Genomic DNA, 20,949 nt, shown 5'->3' with positions numbered 1-20,949 from the left:
CGGCCCTGGCGGCCCCGTCGCCCGGGCCGTTGCGCGCAAGAGCCCGCCGCTCTAGCTCCAGCCTTCCCACCCTCCAGCGCAGAGAGTCCACTAAAACATTTTAAATCATATGTAATATGGCATAGGCTGTGCTTGCTCCACGCAGGCGGCCGCCGCTGTTACCCCGGCCCGGCCGCCCCGGTTTTCACCGCTGCCGCCACGCGCCGTGGGCAGCGGGCTCCCAGTCCCGATCCATCTGTTCAATGCCGACGTGCATAGCCATACAGGAACAATAACGATGAACAGTCCGATCCAACCCGGCATCGCCCCGGTCGACCGCGACGCGGAACAGCTCCGCGCGCTGGGCTATTCCTCCAACTTCGAACGCAGCATGAGCCTGTGGCAGAACTTCGCCCTGGGCTTCACCTACCTTTCGCCGGTGGTCGGCGTGTACAGCATCTTCGGCCTGTGCCTGGCCGCCGGCGGGCCGCCGATGTTCTGGTCGTACCTGCTGGTGGGCCTGGGGCAGATGCTGGTGTGCCTGATCTTCTGCGAGGTGGTTTCGCAGTTCCCGATCTCCGGCGGCGTGTACCCCTGGGCCCGACGCCTGGTGGGCAAGCGCTGGGCGTGGATGGTCGGCTGGATCTACTCGGTGTCGCTGTGCGTGACCATCGCCGCGGTGGCCCTGGGCGCCGGCCCCTACGTCGCCACCCTGCTCGGCTTCGAGGCCGACCCGGCGACCAACACCCTGATCGGCCTGAGCCTGACGCTGATCGCCACCCTGCTCAACCTCAGCGGCACCAGGCTGCTGGCGCGGGTGGCCATGTTCGGCTTCCTCTGCGAGCTGATCGGCGCCATCGTCATCGGCGGCTACCTGCTGATCTTCGAACGCCACCAGCCGATCTCGGTGCTGTTCGACACCTTCGACATCCGCATCGACGGCGCCTACTGGCCGGCGTTCCTCACCGCCTCCCTGGCCGGCATGTTCCTCTACTACGGCTTCGAGGCCTGCGGCGACGTCGCCGAGGAAACCCCGAACCCCAGCCGGCGCATTCCCAAGGCCATGCGCATGACCATCTGGATCGGCGGCGGCGCCTCGATGTTCGCCGCCCTGGCGCTGATCCTCGCGGTGCCGGACATAGGCGCGGTGATCTCCGGCGCCGACAAGGACCCGATGAGCACCATCTTCGACGGCGCCTTCGGCCCGCTCGGCGCGCGCCTGGTGATGCTGGTGATCCTGGTGTCGTTCGTCTCCTGCGTGCTCAGCCTGCAGGCCGCCGCCAGCCGCCTGCTGTACTCCTACGCCCGCGACGAGATGGTCATGGGCAGCCGCCTGCTGCAGCGCCTGTCGCCCAACACCCACGTGCCCACCGCGGCCCTGGTGGTGTGCGGGGTGATCCCGGCGGCCATCGTATGCATCGGCTTCTACCTGCAGAACGCCATCGGCACCGTGGTCAGCTTCGCCGCCATCGGCATCTACCTGGCCTTCCAGATGATCGTCGGCGCCGCCCTGTTCGCCCGCCTGCGCGACTGGAAGCCCAGCGGCGCCTTCACCCTGGGCAAGTGGGGCTGGCCGGTGAATATCGCCGCCCAGGTCTACGGCCTGCTGGCGATCGTCAACATGTCCTGGCCGCGCACGCCGGACGCGCCCTGGTACATCAACTACGGGATCATCCTGGTGGGCGCCATCGTGATCGCCGTGGGGCTGGTGTACATGACGGTGTTCAAGCCCTACGACAAGGGCACTGCGCCGGCTGGGGACGCCTGGAAGCTGGCCCGGCATTGAGGCCTGGCCTGAAGAAGAACGCCCGGTGAATGCCGGGCGTTTCTTTTTGAGGAGGGGTCAAGGGCTGGGGAGAGGGAGCAACTGTCTGCGCCGAGGCGTTTTTCGTAGGATGGGTTGAGCTTGCGAAACCCATGCGGTTGCGCTGATGGGTATCGCTTCGCTCAACGCCATCCTACGAAAAGCCATGCTCGCTCATGCGGTAGGAGACTTTGTCCGCGATTGGGCCCACCGGCCACGCCGGATGCGCCCCACCGCTCACCCCACGATCGCCTCGAACCCCTGGCGGATCTGCTCCTCCGGCAGGTTGTCGCCGATGAACACGATCACGCTCTCGCGCGCGTCATCGCCCCAGGGCGTGTCCCAGTCGAAGCCGTACAGCCGCAGCACGCCCTGGAACACCAGGCGGCGTTCCTCGCCCTGGATGTTCAGCACGCCCTTGTAGCGCAGCAGCGAGTTGCCGTGCCATTGCAGCAGGTCGTCCATGAACTCGCTCAGGCGCTCGATGTTCAGCGGCTTGTCGCTGCGCAGCACCAGGGTGCGGATGCGGTCGTCGCTGGCCGCCACCGGGCGCAGCGGCTGCAGCGGGCGCAGGCCGAGGTCGGCGTTGAGATTGAAGCCGCGCACGTCGAGCAGGCGTTCCAGCTCGATGCGGCCGTGGTCCACCGGGTACAGCTCGGCGCGCCGGTTGATGCGCTGCAGGCGCTCGGCCAGGGCCTGGTACTGCTCGGCGCTGACCAGGTCGCGCTTGCTCACCAGGATGCGGTCGCCGAAGCCGACCTGGGCCTGGGCGATGGCCTCCTGCAGGTGGCGGTCGGCGTTTGCGGCGTCCACCAGGGTGATGATGCCGTCGAGCAGGTAGCGCTCGCGCAGCGTCTCGTCGACGAAGAAGGTCTGCGCCACCGGCGCCGGGTCGGCCAGGCCCGTACATTCGATCACCAGGCGGTCGAAGGCGATCTCGCCACTGTCGCGTTGTTCCAGCAGCAGGTACAGCGAACGCTCCAGGTCGTTGTTGATGGTGCAGCAGACGCAGCCGTTGGACAGCGTCATGACCTGCGCCGGGGCATCGCCCAGCAACTGGCCGTCGATGGGGGCGTCGCTGAATTCGTTCTCGATCACCGCGATCTTCAGGCCGTGCTCGGCCTGCAGGATGTGGCGCAACAGGGTGGTCTTGCCGGCGCCGAGGAAGCCGGTGAGCACGGTCACCGGAATCTGCGCGGGCACTACGGAATCACTCATGGGGAACCATCCGGGCAGGAAAATGAAAACGGGCCGCTCGCTGGCGGCCCGTCCGTTTATACACCCATCCGCGGCTTCAGCAGCAACGGATTGGTCGCCCCTTGCCGCCGCCGTAGCGTGCCTCCTGGCGTTCGCGGAAGAACTCCTTGTAGCTCATCACCGGCTTGTCCGGGTGCTTGTTGCGCATGTGCTCGACATAGGTGTCGTAGTCGGGCATGCCCACCAGCATCCTGGCGGCCTGCCCGAGGTACTTGCCCATGCGGCTGAGGTCATTGAACACGTGTCACCTCCTGCCTCAGGCCTCGGGAATGGGCTGGAACGGCGCTTCCTTGTCGGTGCGCTCCTTCTTGGTCCAGGCCTTGGCGCCGACCTTGATGGAGTACACCAGCACGCTGAACACCACCAGCAGGAACAGCACGGTGAGACCGGCGTTGATGTAGGCGTTGAGCATCACCGTCTTGACCTGGGCGAGGTCCTTGGCCGGGGCCAGGACCTGGCCGGCGTCCAGCGCGGCGCCGTACTTCTGCGCCAGGGCGACGAAGCCCACCGCCGGGTTGCCGTCGAAGATCTTGATCAGGCCCGCGGCGCTGGTGCAGATCAGCAGCCAGGCCGCCGGCAGCGCGGTGACCCACACGTACTGCTGGCGCTTCATCTTGATCAGCACCACGGTGGCGAGCATCAGGGCGATGCCGGCGAGCATCTGGTTGGAGATGCCGAACAGCGGCCACAGGGTGTTGATGCCGCCCAGCGGGTCGACCACGCCCTGGTACAGCAGCCAGCCCCACAGCGCCACGCAGCCGCCGGTGCCGACGATGTTGGCGCCCCAGGAGTCGGTCTTCTTCAGCGACGGGACGAAGTTGCCCAGCAGGTCCTGCAGCATGAAGCGCCCGGCGCGGGTGCCGGCGTCCACCGCGGTGAGGATGAACAGCGCCTCGAAGAGGATCGCGAAGTGGTACCAGAAGGCCATGGTGTTCTCGCCCGGCAGCACCTGGTGGAGGATGTGGGCGATGCCCACGGCCAGGGTCGGGGCGCCGCCGGCGCGGGCCAGGATGGTGGTCTCGCCGATGTCCTTGGCAGTCTGGGTGAGTATTTCCGGGGTGATGGCGAAGCCCCAGCCGCTGACGGTCGCGGCCACCGCGGCGACGTCGGTGCCGACCACCGCCGGCGGGCTGTTCATGGCGAAGTAGATGCCCGGCTCGATCACCGAGGCGGCGACCATGGCCATGATCGCCACGAAGGACTCCATCAGCATGCCGCCGTAGCCGATGTAGCGGGCGTCGGGCTCGCGGTTGAGCAGCTTGGGCGTGGTGCCCGAGGAGATCAGCGCGTGGAAGCCGGACACGGCGCCACAGGCGATGGTGATGAACAGGAAGGGGAACAGGCTGCCCTTCCACACCGGGCCGGTGCCGTCGGTGAACTGCGTCAGAGCCGGCATCTTCAGCTCCGGCATGACGATCAGGATGCCGATGGCCAGGGCGACGATGGTGCCGATCTTCAGGAAGGTCGACAGGTAGTCGCGCGGGGCCAGCAGCAGCCACACCGGCAGCACCGAGGCGATGGCGCCGTAGCCGATCAGCATCCAGACGATCTGCACGCCGTGGAAGGTGAACACCGGCGCCCATTCGGGGCTGGCCGCGACCTGCCCGCCGAGCCAGATGGAGCCCAGCAGCAGGGCCACGCCGACCACCGAGATCTCGCCGATGCGGCCCGGGCGGATGTAGCGCATGTACACGCCCATGAGGATCGCGATCGGGATGGTGGCCATCACCGTGAACATGCCCCAGGGGCTTTCCGCCAGGGCCTTCACCACGATCAGGGCGAGCACCGCGAGGATGATGATCATGATCAGGAACGCGCCGAACAGGGCGATGGTCCCCGCCACCTGCCCCATTTCCTCGCGCACCAGTTCACCCAGCGAGCGCCCGTTGCGGCGGCTGGAGATGAACAGGATCATGAAGTCCTGCACCGCGCCGGCCAGGACCACCCCGGCGATCAGCCAGAGGGTGCCGGGCAGGTAACCCATCTGCGCGGCGAGCACCGGGCCCACCAGCGGGCCGGCGCCGGCGATGGCGGCGAAGTGGTGACCGAAGAGGATGTGCTTGTTGGTCGGGACGTAGTCCAGGCCGTCGTTGTTGAGCACCGCGGGGGTGGCTCGGTTGGGGTCCAGTTGCATCACCTTCTCGGCGATGAACAGGCTGTAGTAGCGGTAGGCGACCAGGTAGATGGCGACCGCCGCTACCACGATCCACAGGGCATTGATGGCTTCGCCGCGGCGAAGCGCCACGACTCCTAAGGCACATGCTCCGACTATCGCCACGATCGCCCAGGCGAGGTGACGTAGCAGGCTGTTGTTATTGTTCATGGCGATGCTTCCGACTGTTGAAGGGCGAGAATTCGCAGGAAAAATTCTAGTCCTTTCCGGCGAGTCATTCATACGACCTTAGTCTAGAGCCGTTGCAACGATATTGCCGCCTGAAAAGGGGCGGTCTGGTGTCGCGGCCCGCGCCAAGCAAACCGCTCTGCGCCGAGGGTTTGCGCACGGGCCGGCGCGGCCTGGGAAGCTCAGGCGGGTTGCTTGGCGTAGCGCGCCAGAACCCCGAGGATAAGCCCCTTTCCCGGAATCTTGTTGTCCATGCTCCGCTGCGCCCTGGTTTGATGGGGAACCGCCCTAGCAGCTTTGGCGACGCCCGGACGGCTGTCAAACCGCCGGCCGGCGATGCGACGGGCGACAGGGGCTTGGCTATAGTGAGGCGAACGCAAATCGGCCGGAGAGCCCACCCATGAGTGACGATCACGCTGAACGACGGCGCTTCAGCCGCATCGCCTTCGACGCCAGCACCGAGGTCGCCCAGGACGGCCAGCGCTGGAAGGCCGAATTGCAAGACCTGTCGCTGCAGGGCCTGCTGGTGACCCGCCCGCCGGGCTGGAACGGCGACCCGGGCAAGCCCTTCGAGGTGCGCATCTACCTGGGCTTCGACGCCAACATCTACATGGAGGCGGACCTGGCCTGGGAACGCGAGGGCCTGCTGGGCTTCATCTGCCGGCACATCGACCTGGACTCCATCAGCCACCTGCGCCGCCTGGTGGAACTCAACCTGGGCGACGCGAGCCTGCTGGAGCGCGAGCTGACGGCGCTGGGGGAACAGGCGTAGGGCGTACAACCGTTCGCGGTTGTACGCCGTTTGACCCAGGGTACGGCCCGCGCCCAGGTCAGCCTCGGGGCTGCCGGGAATCACGGTTAACCGGCGGATAACGTCGAACGTTATCCGCCCTACGCCGCCCCACCCACGCCATTCCCCTGTAGGAGCGCGCCCTGCGCGCGAAATCGCGGGCAGGGCCCGCTCCTACAGGTTGCCGGGGAGCACGGCATTCCTCCCCCGTAGGAGCGGACCTTGTCCGCGATAGCCGGAGGTTCCGGCGCGATTCGCGGATGAGATCCGCTACGCCGCCCCACCCACGCCATTCCCCTGTAGGAGCGCGCCCTGCGCGCGAATCGCGGGCAGGACCCGCTACAAGTTGCCGGGGAGCACGGTATGCCCCCCCGTAGGAGCGGACCTTGTCCGCGATAGCCGGAACTATCGGCGCGATTCGCGGATGAGATCCGCCTACGCCGCCCCACCCACGCCATTCCCCTGTAGGAGCGCGCCCTGCGCGCGAATCGCGGGCAGGACCCGCTCCTACAGGTTGCCGGGGAGCACGGCATTCCTCCCCCGTAGGAGCGGACCTTGTCCGCGATAGCCGGAACTATCGGCGCGGATTGCGGATGAGATCCCTGCGCCGCCCCACCCACGCCATTCCCCTGTAGGAGCGCGCCCTGCGCGCGAAATCGCGGGCAGGGCCCGCTCCTACCGTATGGGCGGGCACGGTGCGCGCTATTCGAACAACGCATCCAGCGCCTGCTCCAGGCGCGTCACCGGGATCACCTGCAGGCCCGGCGGGGCCTCCTTCGGGGCGTTGCCCTGGGGCACGATGGCGCGCTTGAAGCCGTGCTTGGCGGCTTCCTTCAGGCGTTCCTGGCCGCTGGGCACCGGGCGCACCTCGCCGGACAGGCCGACCTCGCCGAACACCAGCAGTTGATGATCCAGCGGCCGGTTGCGCAGGCTGGACATCACCGCCGCCATCAGCGCCAGGTCCGACGCGGTTTCCAGCACCTTCACCCCGCCCACCACGTTGAGGAACACGTCCTGGTCGTAGGTGGGGATGCCGCCGTGGCGGTGCAGCACCGCCAGCAGCATGGCCAGGCGGTTCTGGTCCAGGCCCAGGGTGACGCGCCGCGGGTTGGCCAGGTGGCTGGTGTCGACCAGCGCCTGCACCTCCACCAGCATCGGCCGCGAGCCCTCCCAGGTGGCCATGACCACGCTGCCGGGCACCGATTCCTGGGCGCGGGTGAGGAAGATCGCCGAAGGGTTGGAGACCTCCTTCAGGCCACGGTCGGTCATGGCGAACACGCCCAGCTCGTTGACCGCGCCGAAGCGGTTCTTCACCGCCCGCAGCAGGCGCAGGCGGCCGTCGGACTCGCCCTCGAAATACAGCACGGTGTCGACCATGTGCTCCAGCACCCGCGGGCCGGCCAGGGCGCCTTCCTTGGTGACGTGGCCGACCAGGAAGATCGCCGTGCCGCTCTGCTTGGCGAAGCGCACCAGCAACGCGGCGCTCTCGCGCACCTGGGCGACGCCGCCGGGGGCCGATTGCAGCTGTTCGGTGAAGATGGTCTGGATGGAGTCGATCACCATCACCTTGGGCTGCTCGTGGCGAGCAGTGGCGATGATGCTCTCGATGCAGGTCTCGGTCATGACCTTGAGCTTGTCTTCCGGCAGGCCCAGGCGCCGCGCGCGCATGGCCACCTGCTGCTGCGACTCTTCGCCGGTGACGTAGAGCGCCGGCATGCGGTTGGCGATGCTGCACAGGGTCTGCAGGAGGATGGTCGACTTGCCGATGCCGGGGTCGCCGCCGATGAGCACGACGGAGCCGTCCACCAGGCCTCCGCCGAGGACGCGGTCGAGTTCGTTGGAGGCGGTGCTGAAGCGCGGCATCTCCTCGACGCTGACTTCCGCCAGGGTCTTGATGTTGGCCTGCTGCCCGGCCCAGCCGCCGCGTCCGGAACTGCCGGAGCCACCGGTGGGCGTGGTGTCGACGACGGTCTCCACCAGGGTGTTCCAGGCGCCGCAGTCGGCGCACTGGCCGGCCCATTTGGGGAAGGTGGCGCCGCACTCGGTGCAGCCGTACATGCGCTTGGCCTTGGCCATGGGCGGACTCCGTCGAAGACAAAGCCCGCATCATAGCGGTTCGCGCCTGGCGCTTCAGCCCGCTGCGACAGTGGCCGACGGATGCGGCCGAAGGATCAGCCCGCCAGCAGGCGGTACTGGCTCTCCATGTCGTAGCGCAGGCCTTCGCGGCGCATGATCAGCGCGGCCAGGGTGCCGTCCGGACGCTCGATGCCCTCCTCCACCCGGCTGATGCGCTGGTCCAGCAATTCGTACTGCAGTTTCAGACGTACCAGACGCTCCTGGGCCCGGTGCGGGTCGAACGAGGTCTTGGCCTGCTTGCGGAGGGTCTTGCCGAGGGGACGCTGCTCTTTACGCATGGCTGATCACCAGCAGTAGAAAAAGTTGTCCGAAGACTACGCCCGACCTCGGCGAGCTCCCTTGATATCGATCAAGCTCAGCTTGAACGCTGCAGCAGCTCGGCGATCTCGTCCTTCAGGGCGACGCGCTGCAGCTTGAGGTTGTTCAGGGCCAGGTCATCCAGCGGCTCGCGGCCGTCCTCGATGTCGTAGATGCGCCGGTCCAGTTCCTCATAGGTGCCGGCCAGGCGGGTGAAATGGCTGTTCTCGCCGATGAGCTTGGCGATCTTGGCGCGCTGATCGGGAAACTCACGGGCCAGGGGATGGTGCTCGAGCGGCATGGCGGTCCTCCTTCTGCGTGGGTGGATGATTCCCTTCAGCCTAGACCACCACCGAATTTCGCCCAGCGCCGCCGGTCATGCCGGAACTTTTGCGCTGGCGGCTGTCCATGGCGGCTCGGGGGAGTGTTCAACACCGGCGCGGCCGCTAAACTCCCCCCTGTCCCCTCTATCCCTACAAGGAGTCTGTGCATGAGTCTGCTTAGCGAGTTCAAGGCCTTTGCCGTCAAAGGCAACGTGGTCGACATGGCCGTCGGTATCATCATCGGCGCCGCCTTCGGCAAGATCGTCTCGTCCTTCGTCGGCGACGTGATCATGCCGCCGATCGGCCTGCTGATCGGCGGGGTCGACTTCTCCGACCTGGCCATCACCCTCAAGGCCGCCCAGGGCGACGCTCCGGCGGTGGTGCTGGCCTACGGCAAGTTCATCCAGACCTGCCTGGACTTCCTGATCGTCGCCTTCGCCATCTTCATGGGCGTGAAGGCCATCAACCGGCTCAAGCGCGAAGAGGCCGCCGCCCCCGAGGCGCCGCCGGCGCCGACGCCCCAGGAAGTGCTGCTGACCGAGATCCGCGACCTGCTGAAGAACCAGCAGAACCGCAGCTGAACCGGCCCCGCGCGCCGTCAGGCGGCGCGCGGCGGCTGCAGCAGCAGGCGCTCGACGCGCCGTTCCTTCACCTCCAGCACCCGCAGGCGCCAGCCGCGGTGCTCCAGTTCGTCACCGGCCGCCGGCAGGCGGTCCAGCAGGTGCAGCGCCAAGCCGCCCAGGGTGCGGCAATCCTCCGGCGCCTGGCCGCGGAAGCCGATGCGTTCGGCCAGCAGCGCCAGGGTGGTGGCGCCGCGCACGCGCCAGCCATCGCTGCCCTTCTCGATGTCCGGGCCGGTCATCTCGCTGGCGTCCGGCAGTTCGCCGGCGATCGCCTGGAGGATGTCGGTCAGCGTCAGCAGGCCCTCGAAACCGCCGAACTCGTTGACCACGAAAGCCACGTGGGTCGAGGCCTGGCGCATCTGCTCCAGGGCGCCGAGCACGCTGCAGCTGTCCGGCAGGTTCAGCGGCGCCCGCAGCAGCGGCTCGATGTCCGGCTGGCGGCCGGCGAGGATGGCCTTCAGCAGTTCCTTCTTGTGCACGTAGCCCAGCGGCTCATCGACCTGGCCGGCGCGGATCACCAGCAGGCGCGAGTAGGGCGAATCCAGCAGCACCTGGCGCGTCTGAGCGGCATCGGCGTCCAGGTCGATGCGGTGCACCTCGGTGCGTTCGGTCATCACCGTGCGGATGGAGCGCTCGGCCAGCTCCAGCACGCCGCTGATGAGCACCCGCTCGCGGCGGTCGAAGGGCGCGTCGGCCGGCTCTTCGCCCAGCATGTCGGCGATTTCCTCGCCCACCTCGTCGGCCTCCACCTTGCCGCCCAGCAGGCGCAGCACCGCGTAGCGCGTGCGCTCGCGCGGGCCGCGGCTGCCCTGCAGGCTGCGCCGGCGGCGCCAGCGCACCGCCTGGTTGGCCAGCTCGATGAGAATCGAGAAGCCGATGGCGGCGTACAGGTAACCCTTCGGGATGTGGAAGCCCAGGCCCTCGGCGGTGAGGCTGAAGCCGATCATCATGAGGAAGCCCAGGCACAGCATGATCACCGTGGGGTGGGCGTTGACGAAGGCGGTCAGCGGCTTGCTGGCGACCATCATCAGGGCCATGGAGAAGACCACCGCGATCATCATCACTTCCAGTTGCTCGACCATGCCCACGGCGGTGATCACCGCGTCCAGGGAGAACACCGCGTCGAGCACCACGATCTGCGCCACCACCGGCCAGAACGCGGCATACACCCGCGCGCCGCCGCTGCGGTGCACGCGGCCTTCCAGGCGCTCGTGCAGTTCCAGGGTGGCCTTGAACAGCAGGAACAGGCCGCCGAACAGCATGATCAGGTCACGCCCGGAGAAGGCCTTGTCGAACACCTCGAACAGCGGTTCGGTGAGGGTCACCAGCCAGGAGATGCTGGCCAGCAGGCCCAGGCGCATCAGCAGCGCCAGCGACAGGCCGATCAGCCGGGCGCGGTCGCGCAGCTGCGGCGGCAGCTTGTCGGCGAGGATGGCGATGAACACCAGGTTGTCGATGCCCAGCACCAGCTCCAGCAGGATCAGGGTGAGCAGGCCGAGCCAGGCCGTAGGGTCCAGGAGCCACTCCATGGTCAGCTCCGGGGCGCGCGCAGGGGCGCGGCGAGGGTGTGGGGGAAGAAGGTATTACCGAAGGGGTCGTCGGCCGCCGGGGGCGGCTCGCTCGTGTGGCAGTCCATGGGGTTCCAGGGGCTATGGATGGACGGCCATCCTAAGGGCAAAGACGCCCGCGGCTTAAGCGGGCAATCTTTTCCAAATCTTGCCTACCAGTAGTTCTCCACCGCGATCTGCCCGGGCTTGCGCGTCAGCGCCAGGTTCATGCCGCGGGTCTTCAGCACCGCGCGGGTGTCCTCGATCATCTGCGGGTTGCCGCAGAGCATCACCCGCGAATGCTCGGGGGACAGCTCAAGGCCGGCGGCGCGCTCCAGCTCGCCGTTCTCGATCAGCGTGGTGATGCGCGCGCCCAGGCAGCCGGGCACCTGCTCGCGGGTCACCACCGGGATGAACTGCAGCTTGTGCGCGTGCTCGGCCAGGTAGTCGCGCCCGGCCAGGCCGGCGATGAGCTCGCGGTAGGCCAGCTCCTTTTCCTCGCGGGCGCTGTAGACCAGCTTGATGGTCTCGAAGCGCTCCCACACCTCGAAGTCCTGGAGGATCGACAGGAAGGGCGCAAGCCCGGTGCCGGTGGCCAGCAGCCAGAGGTCGCGGCCGTCGGGGAAGCGGTCGAGGGTGAGGAAGCCGAAGGCCTGGCGGTCGACCAGCAGCTGGTCGCCCTCGCGCAGGCGGCTCAGCTCGCTGGTGAACTCCCCGCCCGGCACCACGATGGAGAAGAACTCCAGGTGCTCGTCGTGGGGCGCCGAGACCATCGAATAGGCGCGCCAGACGATGCTGCCGCTGGGCTTGTACACGCCCAGGCGGGCGAACTGCCCGGCGCGGAAGCGAAAGCCCGCGTCGCGCGTGGTGCGCAGGGTGAACAGGCTGGGGGTCAGCGTCTGCACGTCGAGCAGCGTCTGACGGGTGAACTTCTCTTCGCTGGCGGTCATACTCCGCTCCCGATCCAATCTCTGCCTACAGTTTCTCCCATCGCAAGAGCGAGAAACACCGTCAGATATCAGGGCCTTTGCCGCAAACCGCGGCCGGCCTGACCTGGCGCAACGAAAAAGCGATGCCCATGCCGACCTTCCACACGCCCTTCGCCGAACTCGACCTGATCCGCCAGCCGGAGCAACGCAACGACCCGCTGCAGGCCTTCGACGCCGCCGACGAATACCTGCTGCGCCAGGTGGCCGCCGACGGCCTGGCCGGCGATTGCCGGGTGCTGGTGCTCAACGATGCCTTCGGCGCCCTGGCCGCGGGCCTGGCCGGGCACGCGCAGGTGACCAGCAGCGGCGACTCCTTCCTCGCCGCCCTGGCCCTGGGCAAGAACCTGGTGCGCAACGGCCTGGCGGAGGACGCCGTGACATTCGTCCCGGCCAGCGAAACCCCGGCGGGCCCCTTCGACCTGGTGCTGCTGCGGGTACCCAAGACCCTGGCACTGCTGGAGGAACAGCTGATCCGCCTGCACGGCCGCCTGGCGCCGGGCGCGCGAGTGATCGCCGGGGCCATGGTCAAGCACCTGCCGCGCGCCGCCGGCGACCTGCTGGAGAAATACATCGGCCCGGTGCAGGCCTCGCTGGCGGAAAAGAAGGCCCGCCTGCTGTTCGCCACGCCTGTGGATAAAGCTCCGGTCGCCTCGCCCTACCCCAGCCGCTACACGCTGGACGAGCCGAAACTGGAACTGCTCAACCACGCCAACGTGTTCTGCCGCGAAGGCCTGGACATCGGCACCCGCGCCTTCCTCCCGCACCTGCCGCGCGGCCTGGGCCGGGCCAGGGTGGCGGACCTGGGCTGCGGCAACGGCGTGCTCGCCATCGCCAGCGCCCTGGCCAACCCGGAGGCCCACTACAGCCTGGTGGACGAATCCTTCATGGCTGTGCAGTCGGCCCGCGAGAACTGGCGCGCCGCCCTGGGCGAACGCGAGGCGGAATTCCACGCCGCCGACGGCCTGGCCGGACAGCCGGCGGACTCGCTGGACGTGGTGCTGTGCAACCCGCCCTTCCACCAGCAGCAGGTGGTCGGCGACTTCCTCGCCTGGCGCATGTTCCAGCAGGCCCGCCACGCGCTGGTCACTGGCGGCCAGCTGTGGATAGTCGGCAACCGCCACCTGGGCTACCACGCCAAGCTCAAGCGCCTGTTCCGCGGCGTCGAGCAGGTGGCGGCGAACCCGAAGTTCGTGGTGCTCAAGGCGAGCAAGTAGGACCGACGGTCATTGCCTTCTGCGGGGCGGCGGCGCAGGATACACACACAACTGTACACACATATCTGTGGAGGTCCTTGCCATGTCCTCGCCCACACTCCCCAGCCGCGTCTTCATGAACGGCAACAGCCAGGCGGTGCGCATTCCCCAGGAGTTCCGCCTGGACGCCAGCCGCGTGGAAATCCGCCGCCAGGCCAATGGCGACCTGGTCATCCACCCGCTGCCCGAAGACCGCGGCGAGGCGTTGCTGCAGGCGCTGTCCGGCTTCGACGACGAGTTCATCGAAGCACTGGAGGAAGGGCAGCGCGAACAGCCGCCGATGCAGGAGCGGGAAGAGCTGTGAAATACCTGCTCGACACCAACATCCTCATCTACCTGCTGAAGAACCGCCCGGAATCCGTGGCCCGACGGGTCAACGCCCTGCCCGCCGACGCCGGCCTATGCATGTCCTTCTTCACCTACGCCAAGTTGCTCAAGGGCGCCGAACGCAGCACCCGGCGCAGCGAGGTCCTGCGCCAGCTGGAGCGCCTGACGCGCCAGGTGCCGGTGGTCTACGACGGCACCCCGCGCCTGTGCGAGCACTACGCGACGCAGTTCACCCGCCTCAAGCTGGCCGGCACGCCGATCGGCGCCAACGACCTGTGGATCGCCTGCCACGCCCTGGCGCTGGAGGCGACCCTGGTGACGCACAACACCCGCGAGTTCGAACGCATCGACGGGCTACGCCTGGAAGATTGGGCGGCCGAGTAGGGCATCGCGGACGGAGTCCGCTGCTACGCGGCCCCAACCGCGCCGCATCCCTGTAGGAGCGCGCCCTGCGCGCGAATCGCGGGCAGGGCCCGCTCCTACAAGTTACCGGGAGGCACGGTATTCCTCCCCCGTAGGACCTTGTCCGCGATAGCCGGAGGTATCGGCGCGGTTCGCGGATGAGAATCCTACGCTGCCCCAGCCGCGCCACGCCCCTGTAGGAGCGCGCCCTGCGCGCGAATCGCGGGCAGGGCCCGCTCCTACAAGTTGCCGGGAGGCACGGTATTCCTCCCCCGTAGGAGCGGACCTTGTCCGCGATAGCCGGAACTATCGGCGCGATTCGCGTATGAGATCCGCTCCTACGCCGCCCACCTGCGCCATTCCCCTGTAGGAGCGCGCCCTGCGCGCGAATCGCGGGCAGGGCCCGCTACAAGTTGCCGGGGAGCACGGTATGCCTCCCCCGTAGGAGCGGACCTTGTTCGCGATAGCCGGAGGTATCGGCGCGGTTCGCGGATGAGAATCCTACGCTGCCCCAGCCGCGCCACGCCCCTGTAGGAGCGCGCCCTGCGCGCGAATCGCGGGCAGGGCCCTACAGGGATGCGGGGGTGTCCACGTCGCGCAGCACGCCGGGGTCGTCGACCTCGATGGGGTACCAGGCTTCGCGGTGGGCTTGCAGCACCGTGCGGGCGCCTTCGTCGCCTTGCAGGGCGCGGAGTTCTGGCCAGAAGGCGCGGCCGAAGAGGACCGGGTGGCCGCGTTGGCCTTGGTGCAGGGGGAAGACGATGCGCTGTTCGCTGGCCTGCGACGCCAGCAGGCGCAGGGTTTGCGGGGCTATCCAGGGCATGTCGGCGAGCAGGATCGCCACGCTGGCGGCCGGGTTGTCGGCCAGCGCGGCGACGCCGGCGGCGAGGCTGTGGCCCAGGCCGGATTCCGCCTGCGCGCAGCGCACGATGGAGATATCCACAGGCACGCCAAGCGCTAGCGGATCATCCTCCGGGCGCAGTACCACGCAGACCTCGTCGAACGCCTCGCGGGCATTGGCCAGGCTAGCCGCCAGCAAACCACGGCCATCGGCCAGGCGCGCCTGGCGCTTGTCGGCGCCGAAGCGCCGGGCGAAGCCGGCCGCCAGCAGCAGCGCGACGGTCGTCACAGGCTTTCGCGCTCGATGCCGCTGCGGGTGCGGAGGATGTCGGCGAGCACCGCCAGGGCGATTTCCGCCGGGGTCTTGCTGCCCAGGTTGAGGCCGATGGGCGCGTGGATGCGCGCCAGCTCCGTCTCGCCCAGGCCGCCGACGCGCTCCAGGCGCTCCATGCGTCTGGCCGAAGTGGTGCGCGAGCCCATCACGCCGATGTAGAAGGCCTCGGTGCGCACCGCTTCGAGCATCGCCAGGTCGTCGATCTTCGGATCGTGGGTCAGCGCCACCACCGCCGTGTCCGCATGGCAGCCGCCGTTGGCGATGAAGATCGACGGCAGCTCGCGGCGGATCTCGATGCCGTCCAGCTCGACGCCATCCAGCGCTTCCTCGCGCGGATCGCACAGGATCACTTCGAAGCCCAGACCCTTGCCGAACTCGGCGCAGGCATGGGCCACGCTGGAATAGCCGGCCAGCAGCAGGCGCTGGGCTGCGCCGACGCGCAGCTGCACGGAGCCTGCATCGCGTTCCACCCGCGGGCCGTGGCTATGGTCGTCGCTCAGGCTGTACGCGCCGCTGGCCAGGTCCACCCGGCGCAGCAGGCGGCGCTGGCCGAGCAGCGCCGCTTCCAGCTCGCGCAGGTGCGCCTGGACTTCGCAGTCCGGCGCCAGGTTTTCCACCAGCACGTCGAGGATGCCGCCGCAGGGCAGGCGGATGTTGCTGCGCTCGTCGCCTTCGCCGTAGCGCACCACCTTCACCGGCTCGGCGAACTCCCCGGCGGCCACGCGTTCGAGGAAGTCATCCTCGACGCAGCCGCCGGACAGCGAGCCCACCCACTGCCCGCCCTGGTTCACCGCCAGCAGCGAGCCCGGCGCGCGCGGCGCCGAGCCGTAGGTGAAGAGCACGGTGCAGAGCCAGACACGCTGGCCCTCCTGGGACCAGCGCAGCGCCTGGCGGATCACTTGCAGATCGAGATGTTGCACTTCACATCGCCTTGCCGGCATGGACCGGCACACCATCGGACTTCAGTTGCGCAACCGCCTGGGCGTCGAGGTCGCCGGGCAGGCCGCCCCAGCTTTGACGCAGGTAGTTGAGCAGATCGGTGAGTTGCGCGTCATCCAGTTTATCCGCGAAGCCGGGCATCGGCTGCATGCGTTCGAAGCCGCCGAACTGCTGTTCGCCGATGCCGTCGACGATCACCCGCAGCAGGTTGCGCGAGTCGGCCAGGCGCAGGGTGGTATTGCCCTGCATGGCCACGGCGATGTGCGGCTTGCCCTCGCCTTCGGTGCCATGGCAGCCGGCGCAGACGTTGAGGTACTGCTGGCGGCCGCGCTTGGCGCTGGCGGACAGCTGTGGATAAGCCACCGCCTGCACCACCCTGGCCGCCGGCGGCTGGTCGCCCAGCAGGTAGGTGGCCATGGCCTGCAGGTCGGCGCTGTCCAGGTGCTGGGTGCTGTGGTGCAACACCGGGAACATCTCGTTGAACATGCTGCCCTGGGCGCTCATGCCGTGCTCGAGGAAGGCCGACAGGTCGGCGTGGTTCCAGCCGCGCGCGGCCAGGTCCTCGGGCAGCAGGCTGGGCGCCAGGTAGCCGTTGAGCAGGGCGCCGGACAGGCGCTTGTCCTGCTGCAGCGCGCCGATGGCGTTGCGCGGGGTGTGGCATTCGCCGCAGTGGCCGAGCACTTCCACCAGGTACTGGCCGCGCTGCCAGGGCTCGCTCCTGCCCTCGGCGCTCTGCAGCTGGACGCTCTTGCCGTACAGCAGGTTCCAGCCGGCCAGCCCCGCGCGCACGTTGAACGGGAAGCTCAGCGCGGTCTCGGGCGCGGCGCGGTGCACCGGCTCGACGGTCATCAGGTAGGCGTGGATGGCGTCGGAATCCTCGCGCCTGATCAGGTGGTACGAGGTGTAGGGCATCGCCGGGTAGAGGTTGGCGCCGTCCTTGCGCTTGCCCTCGGTGAGGGCGGCGAAGAAGTCGTCGGCGCTGTAGTTGCCGATGCCGTAGTCCTTGTCCGGGGTGATGTTGCTGCCGTAGATGGTGCCGAACGGCGAGGCGATCGGCAGGCCGCCGGCGAAGGGCGCGCCGCCCGCCGCGGTGTGGCAGGCCGTGCAGTCGGCGGCGCGGGCCAGGTATTCGCCGCGCTTGACCAGGTCGGCGTCGGCGGCCTGGGCGCCGGCGACCAGGCCCGCGCTCAGCAGCAGGCCGGTTAGCAGTCGCGCCATGCTCAGCCCTCCTTGACCAGGCCGAGGTCGCTGAGGACCTCGGCGGTGGCGTTGTAGTAGCGCACGTAGCCGGTGCAGCGGCAGATGTGGTGGCCCAGGCTGGCCTCGATCGCCGACTCCAGCTCGCTTTTCTTCAGCGGCTGGCGCTGGGCCTTTTCCACCAGCACGGTGGCGGCGTTGACGAAGCCCGGCGCGCAGTAGCTGCACTGGAAGGCGAAGCGCTCGACGAACTTCTGCTGGATCGGGTTGAGCTCGCTCACCTGGCCCTGCGCATCGCGCTTGGCGTGGCCTTCGATGGTGCGCACCTTCTTGCCGTCGAACCAGTTGGCGCCGGTGATGCAGGTGCGCACTTCCTCGCTGGTGCCGTCGGGGTTGTCGACGATCACCACGCAGGCGTGGCAGATGCCTTGACCGCAGCCCAGGCGCGAGCCGGTTAGGTTCTGGTATTCGTGCAGGTAGTCGATCATCGGCAGGTCTTCGGGGACCTCGACCGGGCCGACGCCTTGACCGTTGAGGGTCAGCTGGAGCTTAGCCATTGAGGGCCTCCTTGATGCGGGCGGGGGTGGCGGGCAGGTCGCGGACGCGCTTGCCGATGGCGTGGGCGATGGCGTTGCCCACGGCGCCGGCGATGGGGATCATCACCACTTCGGCGATGCCCTTGGACGGGTCGCTGGGCGACAGCGGCGGGAGGATCTCCGAGGTCTGCTGCCACACCGCCACGTCCTTGGCGCGCGGCAGGCGGTAGCGGTTGAAGTTCCAGTCGCCCTCGGCCGGGCCGCCCTCGTGCAGCGGCATCTCTTCCAGCAGCGCGTGGCCCAGGCCCATGGCGGTGCCGCCCTCGATCTGGCCCTTGACCAACTCCGGCACCAGCACCCGGCCGCACTCGACCCAGGAGTGGTGGTTGAGCACCTGCACCTCGTGGCTGCCCTTGTTGACCTTCAGCTCCACCAGGGTGGCCACCGGGCTGTAGTAGGTGACCGCGGCGTTGTTCAGCTGCACCGGCGGGTAGTTCACGTTCCTGCGGTCCAGCAGGTGGAAGCCGGCGCTGGTCATCTGCGCCTTCTTCGCGGCCGGCGCGCCGTCGCCGTACTTCACCGCCAGACCGTCCAGCGGCAGGCGCTCGCTGACGCCGTCGATGCTGAACTCGCACTCGGCCCAGCTCCAGCGGTTGAAGGCATGCACCGTGGCGCCGGTGACCAGGCCGCGCTCGTGGGCGCGCCTGGCCAGCACGGCGAAGGGCAGCGGCTGCATGCCGTTGGCGGTGAGTTCGCCGTTCACCCAGTGGGCGTCCTCGCGGCGCACCACGTAGGGGTTGGCCTGGCCGCCGTAGGGGCCCTGGCGCCAGATTTCCAGGGCCGCCGGCCACAGGCCGTGGTTGAACAGCACGCGCGCCGCCTCGCGGGTGGCGTGGCTGAAGTAGTAGGCCGAGTTGGTGGCCGAGGACGCCGAGGCGTACTTGCCCACCCAGCGCGGGTTGCGCAGCTTCTCGTCCTGGGTGGCCTGGCTCATGGTGTAGGGGTCTTCGCCGCTGAGCAGCTGCAGCTCCGGCCACTGCGTCTCGGCGGTCTTCACCTCGTCCGCCGGGCGGCCGAGGAAGTCGGCGGCGACCAGGGCCTGGGAGGTGGACATGCCGGTACCGATCTCGATGCCGATGTGGCGCAGCTGGATGCGCCCCTCGGCGTCGAACTCCAGGCTGGCCATGGGCGCCTCGGAGCCGGTGCCGAAGTCCTTCTGGCAGATGGCGAAGCCGACGCCGTACCAGTTGTCCGGGTCCTGCGCGTCGAACTGCTTCTTGCGCTCGGCGCGGTTCTTCCACACCTCGTGGGCGGCGGCCTTGTCGAGGATCTCGTGCAGACGCAGGGCGCCGGCGGGCACCGCGCCCTGGGTGTTCTTCATGCCCGAGACCAGCGCGTTGCGCCGGCGCAGTTCGATGGGGTCGACGCCCAGGCGCTCGGCGATCTCGTCCACCATCATCTCGGTGGAGGCCATGCTCTGCAGGGTGCCGTAGCCGCGCATGGAGCCGGCCTCGACGCCGCGCGAATGGTAGGCGGTGGCCTGCAGGTCGCTTTGCGGCATGTAGTAGATGGACTGCGCGGCGGTGGCGCCCACGGCGGCCACCGAGGCGCTGTAGTTGGCGCGGCCGCCGCCGTCCAGGCTCATCTCGGCGCGGAAGATGCGGAAGCCCAGGTCCTTCTTGTCCACCGCCAGTTGGTAATGGATGTCGAAGGCGTGGCGCTTGATGCCGCTCTGGAACTGCTCGTAGCGGTCGTTGGCCAGGCGCACCGGCACGCCTTCGCCGTACAGCGCGGCGAGGGCCGCGTAGTAGACGAAGATGTTGTGGTCCTTGGAGCCGTAGCCGACGGTGTAGCCGGGGTGGATGTTCAGCGTGGCCAGGCCGAAGCGCGACGGCGCGATCATGTGCACCGTCTCGTAGGCGGCCTCGAACGGGCACTGGGTGGCGACCACGAAGTGCAGGGTCTTGCTGGCCGGGTCGTACCAGCCGTTGCCGTTGTCCGGTTCCAGCGCGGCGGGCTCGATGGACGGCGTCCTGTAGCGCTCGTCGAAGACCAGCCAGTCGGCCGGCGGGTTGTCCACCTGGTCCTTGATCTTCTGCGCGTAGAACAGGCCCTGCTCGGTGAGGTTGCCGTGCTGGCTGGGCTGCTGGTCCCACACCGGCTTGCGGTTGCGGATCATCGGGAAGAGGATCGAGGCCTTGAGGCTGGAGAACTCGTCCTCGTCGGCCGAGGTCTTCCCGCCCACCCGCACGTAGCGGAAGCTGCCGTAGGGGTCGCCCTGGTACAGCGGCGCCTGGGCGCCGTAGCGGATGGCCTTGTCGTTGAACTTCAGCTTGAGCTTGGCCCGGCGGAAGCGCTCGAAGTCGTGCCAGATGAGGATGGCCACCGGGTGGCCGATGAACATCGGCACCTTGCCGGTGGGCAGCAGCGGGTCCGGCCCGTGGGCCTCGGGGAAGGCGATGCCGTCTTTGGCCAGGTCCTCGGCGGTGACGATGCGGTCCGGCTGCAGGTCGTCGCCCAGCCAGGCGAGGTCGTAGCCGTCGTAGATACGGTCGGCCTTGAGCGTCTTCAGCAGCATGGCGTGGCCCTGCTGCTGCGGCCAGCCGGGCATGTCCTTGGCGCGGATGTCGCGGGCGAACACCTTGTTGCCGCAGACCTTGGAAATGGCGTCGTTGCGCAAGCGCACCTTGCCGTCGTGGCCGAGCCACTGCTCGGCCGGCACCGTCACGCTCTTCTCCATCAAGGCAGCGAAAGCCCGGCTGCCCAGCGGCGCCAGGGTGACGCTCACGCCGGCGATCAGACCGCCCTGGAGGAAGGCGCGCCGGGAGATATCACGGTTGGACATGGATCATCCTCTGGGCGGTGCACTACCCGCCCATGTCGTTATGGAGTTCTGGAACCGGCGGAACCGAGGCGTGGAACGGCGCGACGACGGCGTTGCGGGCCGCGTCGTCCTACGGAAAAATCCTGACCGATACGTCAACTTTACCCAAATCGCACGCCTCAGGCAAAAGTTAAGCAGGGCGGTCAGCGAA

General features: G+C 68.3%; 19 protein-coding genes. 6 read left to right on the top strand and 13 right to left on the bottom strand.

Annotation, left to right across the window (positions count from 1 at the left end):
- The first annotated feature begins 277 nt into the window (after positions 1 to 277).
- Positions 278 to 1,765: an APC family permease gene (locus FG99_RS08775; protein ID WP_043268878.1), complete on the top strand. Its 1,488-nt coding sequence runs from the start codon at positions 278 to 280 to the stop codon at positions 1,763 to 1,765.
- Between the two features lie 255 nt (positions 1,766 to 2,020).
- Here FG99_RS08775 and yjiA read toward each other — a convergent pair whose 3' ends face one another.
- The 3 genes from yjiA to FG99_RS08760 form a co-directional block, all read right to left on the bottom strand.
- The gene (yjiA, locus tag FG99_RS08770) at positions 2,021 to 3,001 is read right to left on the bottom strand and encodes a GTPase (protein WP_043268876.1); all 981 of its coding nucleotides are present in this window, start codon (positions 2,999 to 3,001) and stop codon (positions 2,021 to 2,023) included.
- A gap of 76 nt (positions 3,002 to 3,077) precedes the next feature.
- Positions 3,078 to 3,281 (bottom strand): YbdD/YjiX family protein, encoded by a 204-nt coding sequence (locus FG99_RS08765; protein WP_009613138.1) that lies wholly within the window; start codon positions 3,279 to 3,281, stop codon positions 3,078 to 3,080.
- A 15-nt stretch (positions 3,282 to 3,296) separates the two neighbouring features.
- The gene (locus tag FG99_RS08760; RefSeq protein WP_009613139.1) at positions 3,297 to 5,363 is read right to left on the bottom strand and encodes a carbon starvation CstA family protein; all 2,067 of its coding nucleotides are present in this window, start codon (positions 5,361 to 5,363) and stop codon (positions 3,297 to 3,299) included.
- A gap of 418 nt (positions 5,364 to 5,781) precedes the next feature.
- Between FG99_RS08760 and FG99_RS08755 the strand changes: the two genes are divergently transcribed.
- Positions 5,782 to 6,153, top strand: a complete 372-nt coding sequence (locus tag FG99_RS08755) for a PilZ domain-containing protein (RefSeq protein WP_009613140.1) — start codon at positions 5,782 to 5,784, stop codon at positions 6,151 to 6,153.
- Between the two features lie 720 nt (positions 6,154 to 6,873).
- Here the strand turns inward: FG99_RS08755 and radA are convergent.
- From radA to FG99_RS08740, 3 genes are all read right to left on the bottom strand, one after another.
- On the bottom strand, positions 6,874 to 8,247 hold the full coding sequence (radA, locus tag FG99_RS08750) for a DNA repair protein RadA (RefSeq protein ID WP_009613141.1): 1,374 nt from the start codon (positions 8,245 to 8,247) through the stop codon (positions 6,874 to 6,876).
- Positions 8,248 to 8,342: 95 nt separating this feature from the next.
- Entirely contained in the window at positions 8,343 to 8,585 is a 243-nt protein-coding gene (locus tag FG99_RS08745; protein ID WP_043268874.1) for a hypothetical protein, read from the bottom strand.
- A gap of 77 nt (positions 8,586 to 8,662) precedes the next feature.
- Entirely contained in the window at positions 8,663 to 8,905 is a 243-nt protein-coding gene (locus FG99_RS08740) for an HP1242/YdcH family protein (RefSeq protein WP_009613144.1), read from the bottom strand.
- A 189-nt stretch (positions 8,906 to 9,094) separates the two neighbouring features.
- Here FG99_RS08740 and mscL point away from each other — a divergent pair, with 189 nt between their 5' ends.
- Positions 9,095 to 9,508 carry a large-conductance mechanosensitive channel protein MscL gene (gene mscL / locus FG99_RS08735; protein WP_043268871.1) on the top strand — a complete coding sequence of 138 codons (414 nt, stop codon included), beginning with the start codon at positions 9,095 to 9,097 and terminating at the stop codon, positions 9,506 to 9,508.
- 17 nt (positions 9,509 to 9,525) lie between these two features.
- Here the strand turns inward: mscL and FG99_RS08730 are convergent, their stop codons facing one another.
- Together FG99_RS08730 and FG99_RS08725 are read right to left on the bottom strand one after the other, a co-directional pair.
- Entirely contained in the window at positions 9,526 to 11,079 is a 1,554-nt protein-coding gene (locus FG99_RS08730; RefSeq protein ID WP_043268869.1) for a TerC family protein, read from the bottom strand.
- Between the two features lie 191 nt (positions 11,080 to 11,270).
- On the bottom strand, positions 11,271 to 12,047 hold the full coding sequence (locus FG99_RS08725) for a ferredoxin--NADP reductase (protein WP_043268867.1): 777 nt from the start codon (positions 12,045 to 12,047) through the stop codon (positions 11,271 to 11,273).
- A gap of 128 nt (positions 12,048 to 12,175) precedes the next feature.
- Here FG99_RS08725 and FG99_RS08720 point away from each other — a divergent pair, with 128 nt between their 5' ends.
- The 3 genes from FG99_RS08720 to FG99_RS08710 all read left to right on the top strand — a co-directional run bounded on the left by FG99_RS08720 (position 12,176) and on the right by FG99_RS08710 (position 14,050).
- A complete protein-coding gene (locus tag FG99_RS08720) occupies positions 12,176 to 13,300 on the top strand; it encodes a methyltransferase (protein WP_043269153.1) in 1,125 nt (374 codons plus the stop codon).
- A gap of 82 nt (positions 13,301 to 13,382) precedes the next feature.
- Positions 13,383 to 13,643, top strand: coding sequence for an antitoxin (locus FG99_RS08715; protein WP_009613156.1), 261 nt, complete (start codon positions 13,383 to 13,385; stop codon positions 13,641 to 13,643).
- Positions 13,640 to 14,050, top strand: coding sequence for a type II toxin-antitoxin system VapC family toxin (locus FG99_RS08710; protein ID WP_043268865.1), 411 nt, complete (start codon positions 13,640 to 13,642; stop codon positions 14,048 to 14,050). Before FG99_RS08715 ends, FG99_RS08710 begins: the two co-directional genes overlap by 4 nt.
- A 586-nt stretch (positions 14,051 to 14,636) precedes the next feature.
- Here the strand turns inward: FG99_RS08710 and FG99_RS08705 are convergent.
- Genes FG99_RS08705 through FG99_RS08685 form a run of 5 tightly spaced genes read right to left on the bottom strand, consistent with a single transcriptional unit; the run spans position 14,637 to position 20,759 of the window.
- Positions 14,637 to 15,197 carry a nucleotidyltransferase family protein gene (locus FG99_RS08705; RefSeq protein WP_043268863.1) on the bottom strand — a complete coding sequence of 187 codons (561 nt, stop codon included), beginning with the start codon at positions 15,195 to 15,197 and terminating at the stop codon, positions 14,637 to 14,639.
- Positions 15,194 to 16,162: an XdhC family protein gene (locus tag FG99_RS08700; protein WP_043268860.1), complete on the bottom strand. Its 969-nt coding sequence runs from the start codon at positions 16,160 to 16,162 to the stop codon at positions 15,194 to 15,196. The genes FG99_RS08705 and FG99_RS08700 overlap by 4 nt, the downstream gene beginning before the upstream one ends.
- Before the next feature lies 1 nt (position 16,163).
- Positions 16,164 to 17,399, bottom strand: a complete 1,236-nt coding sequence (locus FG99_RS08695; RefSeq protein ID WP_043268858.1) for a c-type cytochrome — start codon at positions 17,397 to 17,399, stop codon at positions 16,164 to 16,166.
- A 2-nt stretch (positions 17,400 to 17,401) separates the two neighbouring features.
- Positions 17,402 to 17,935, bottom strand: coding sequence for a (2Fe-2S)-binding protein (locus FG99_RS08690; RefSeq protein WP_009613171.1), 534 nt, complete (start codon positions 17,933 to 17,935; stop codon positions 17,402 to 17,404).
- Positions 17,928 to 20,759: a xanthine dehydrogenase family protein molybdopterin-binding subunit gene (locus FG99_RS08685; protein WP_043268856.1), complete on the bottom strand. Its 2,832-nt coding sequence runs from the start codon at positions 20,757 to 20,759 to the stop codon at positions 17,928 to 17,930. Before FG99_RS08685 ends, FG99_RS08690 begins: the two co-directional genes overlap by 8 nt.
- Positions 20,760 to 20,949 lie beyond the last annotated feature (190 nt).

The organism is Pseudomonas sp. AAC (genome assembly GCF_000725445.1).
Lineage (GTDB): Bacteria > Pseudomonadota > Gammaproteobacteria > Pseudomonadales > Pseudomonadaceae > Pseudomonas > Pseudomonas citronellolis.
Note: the sequence above shows the minus strand (reverse complement) of the source record. Positions and strands in the feature narration are given on the sequence as shown.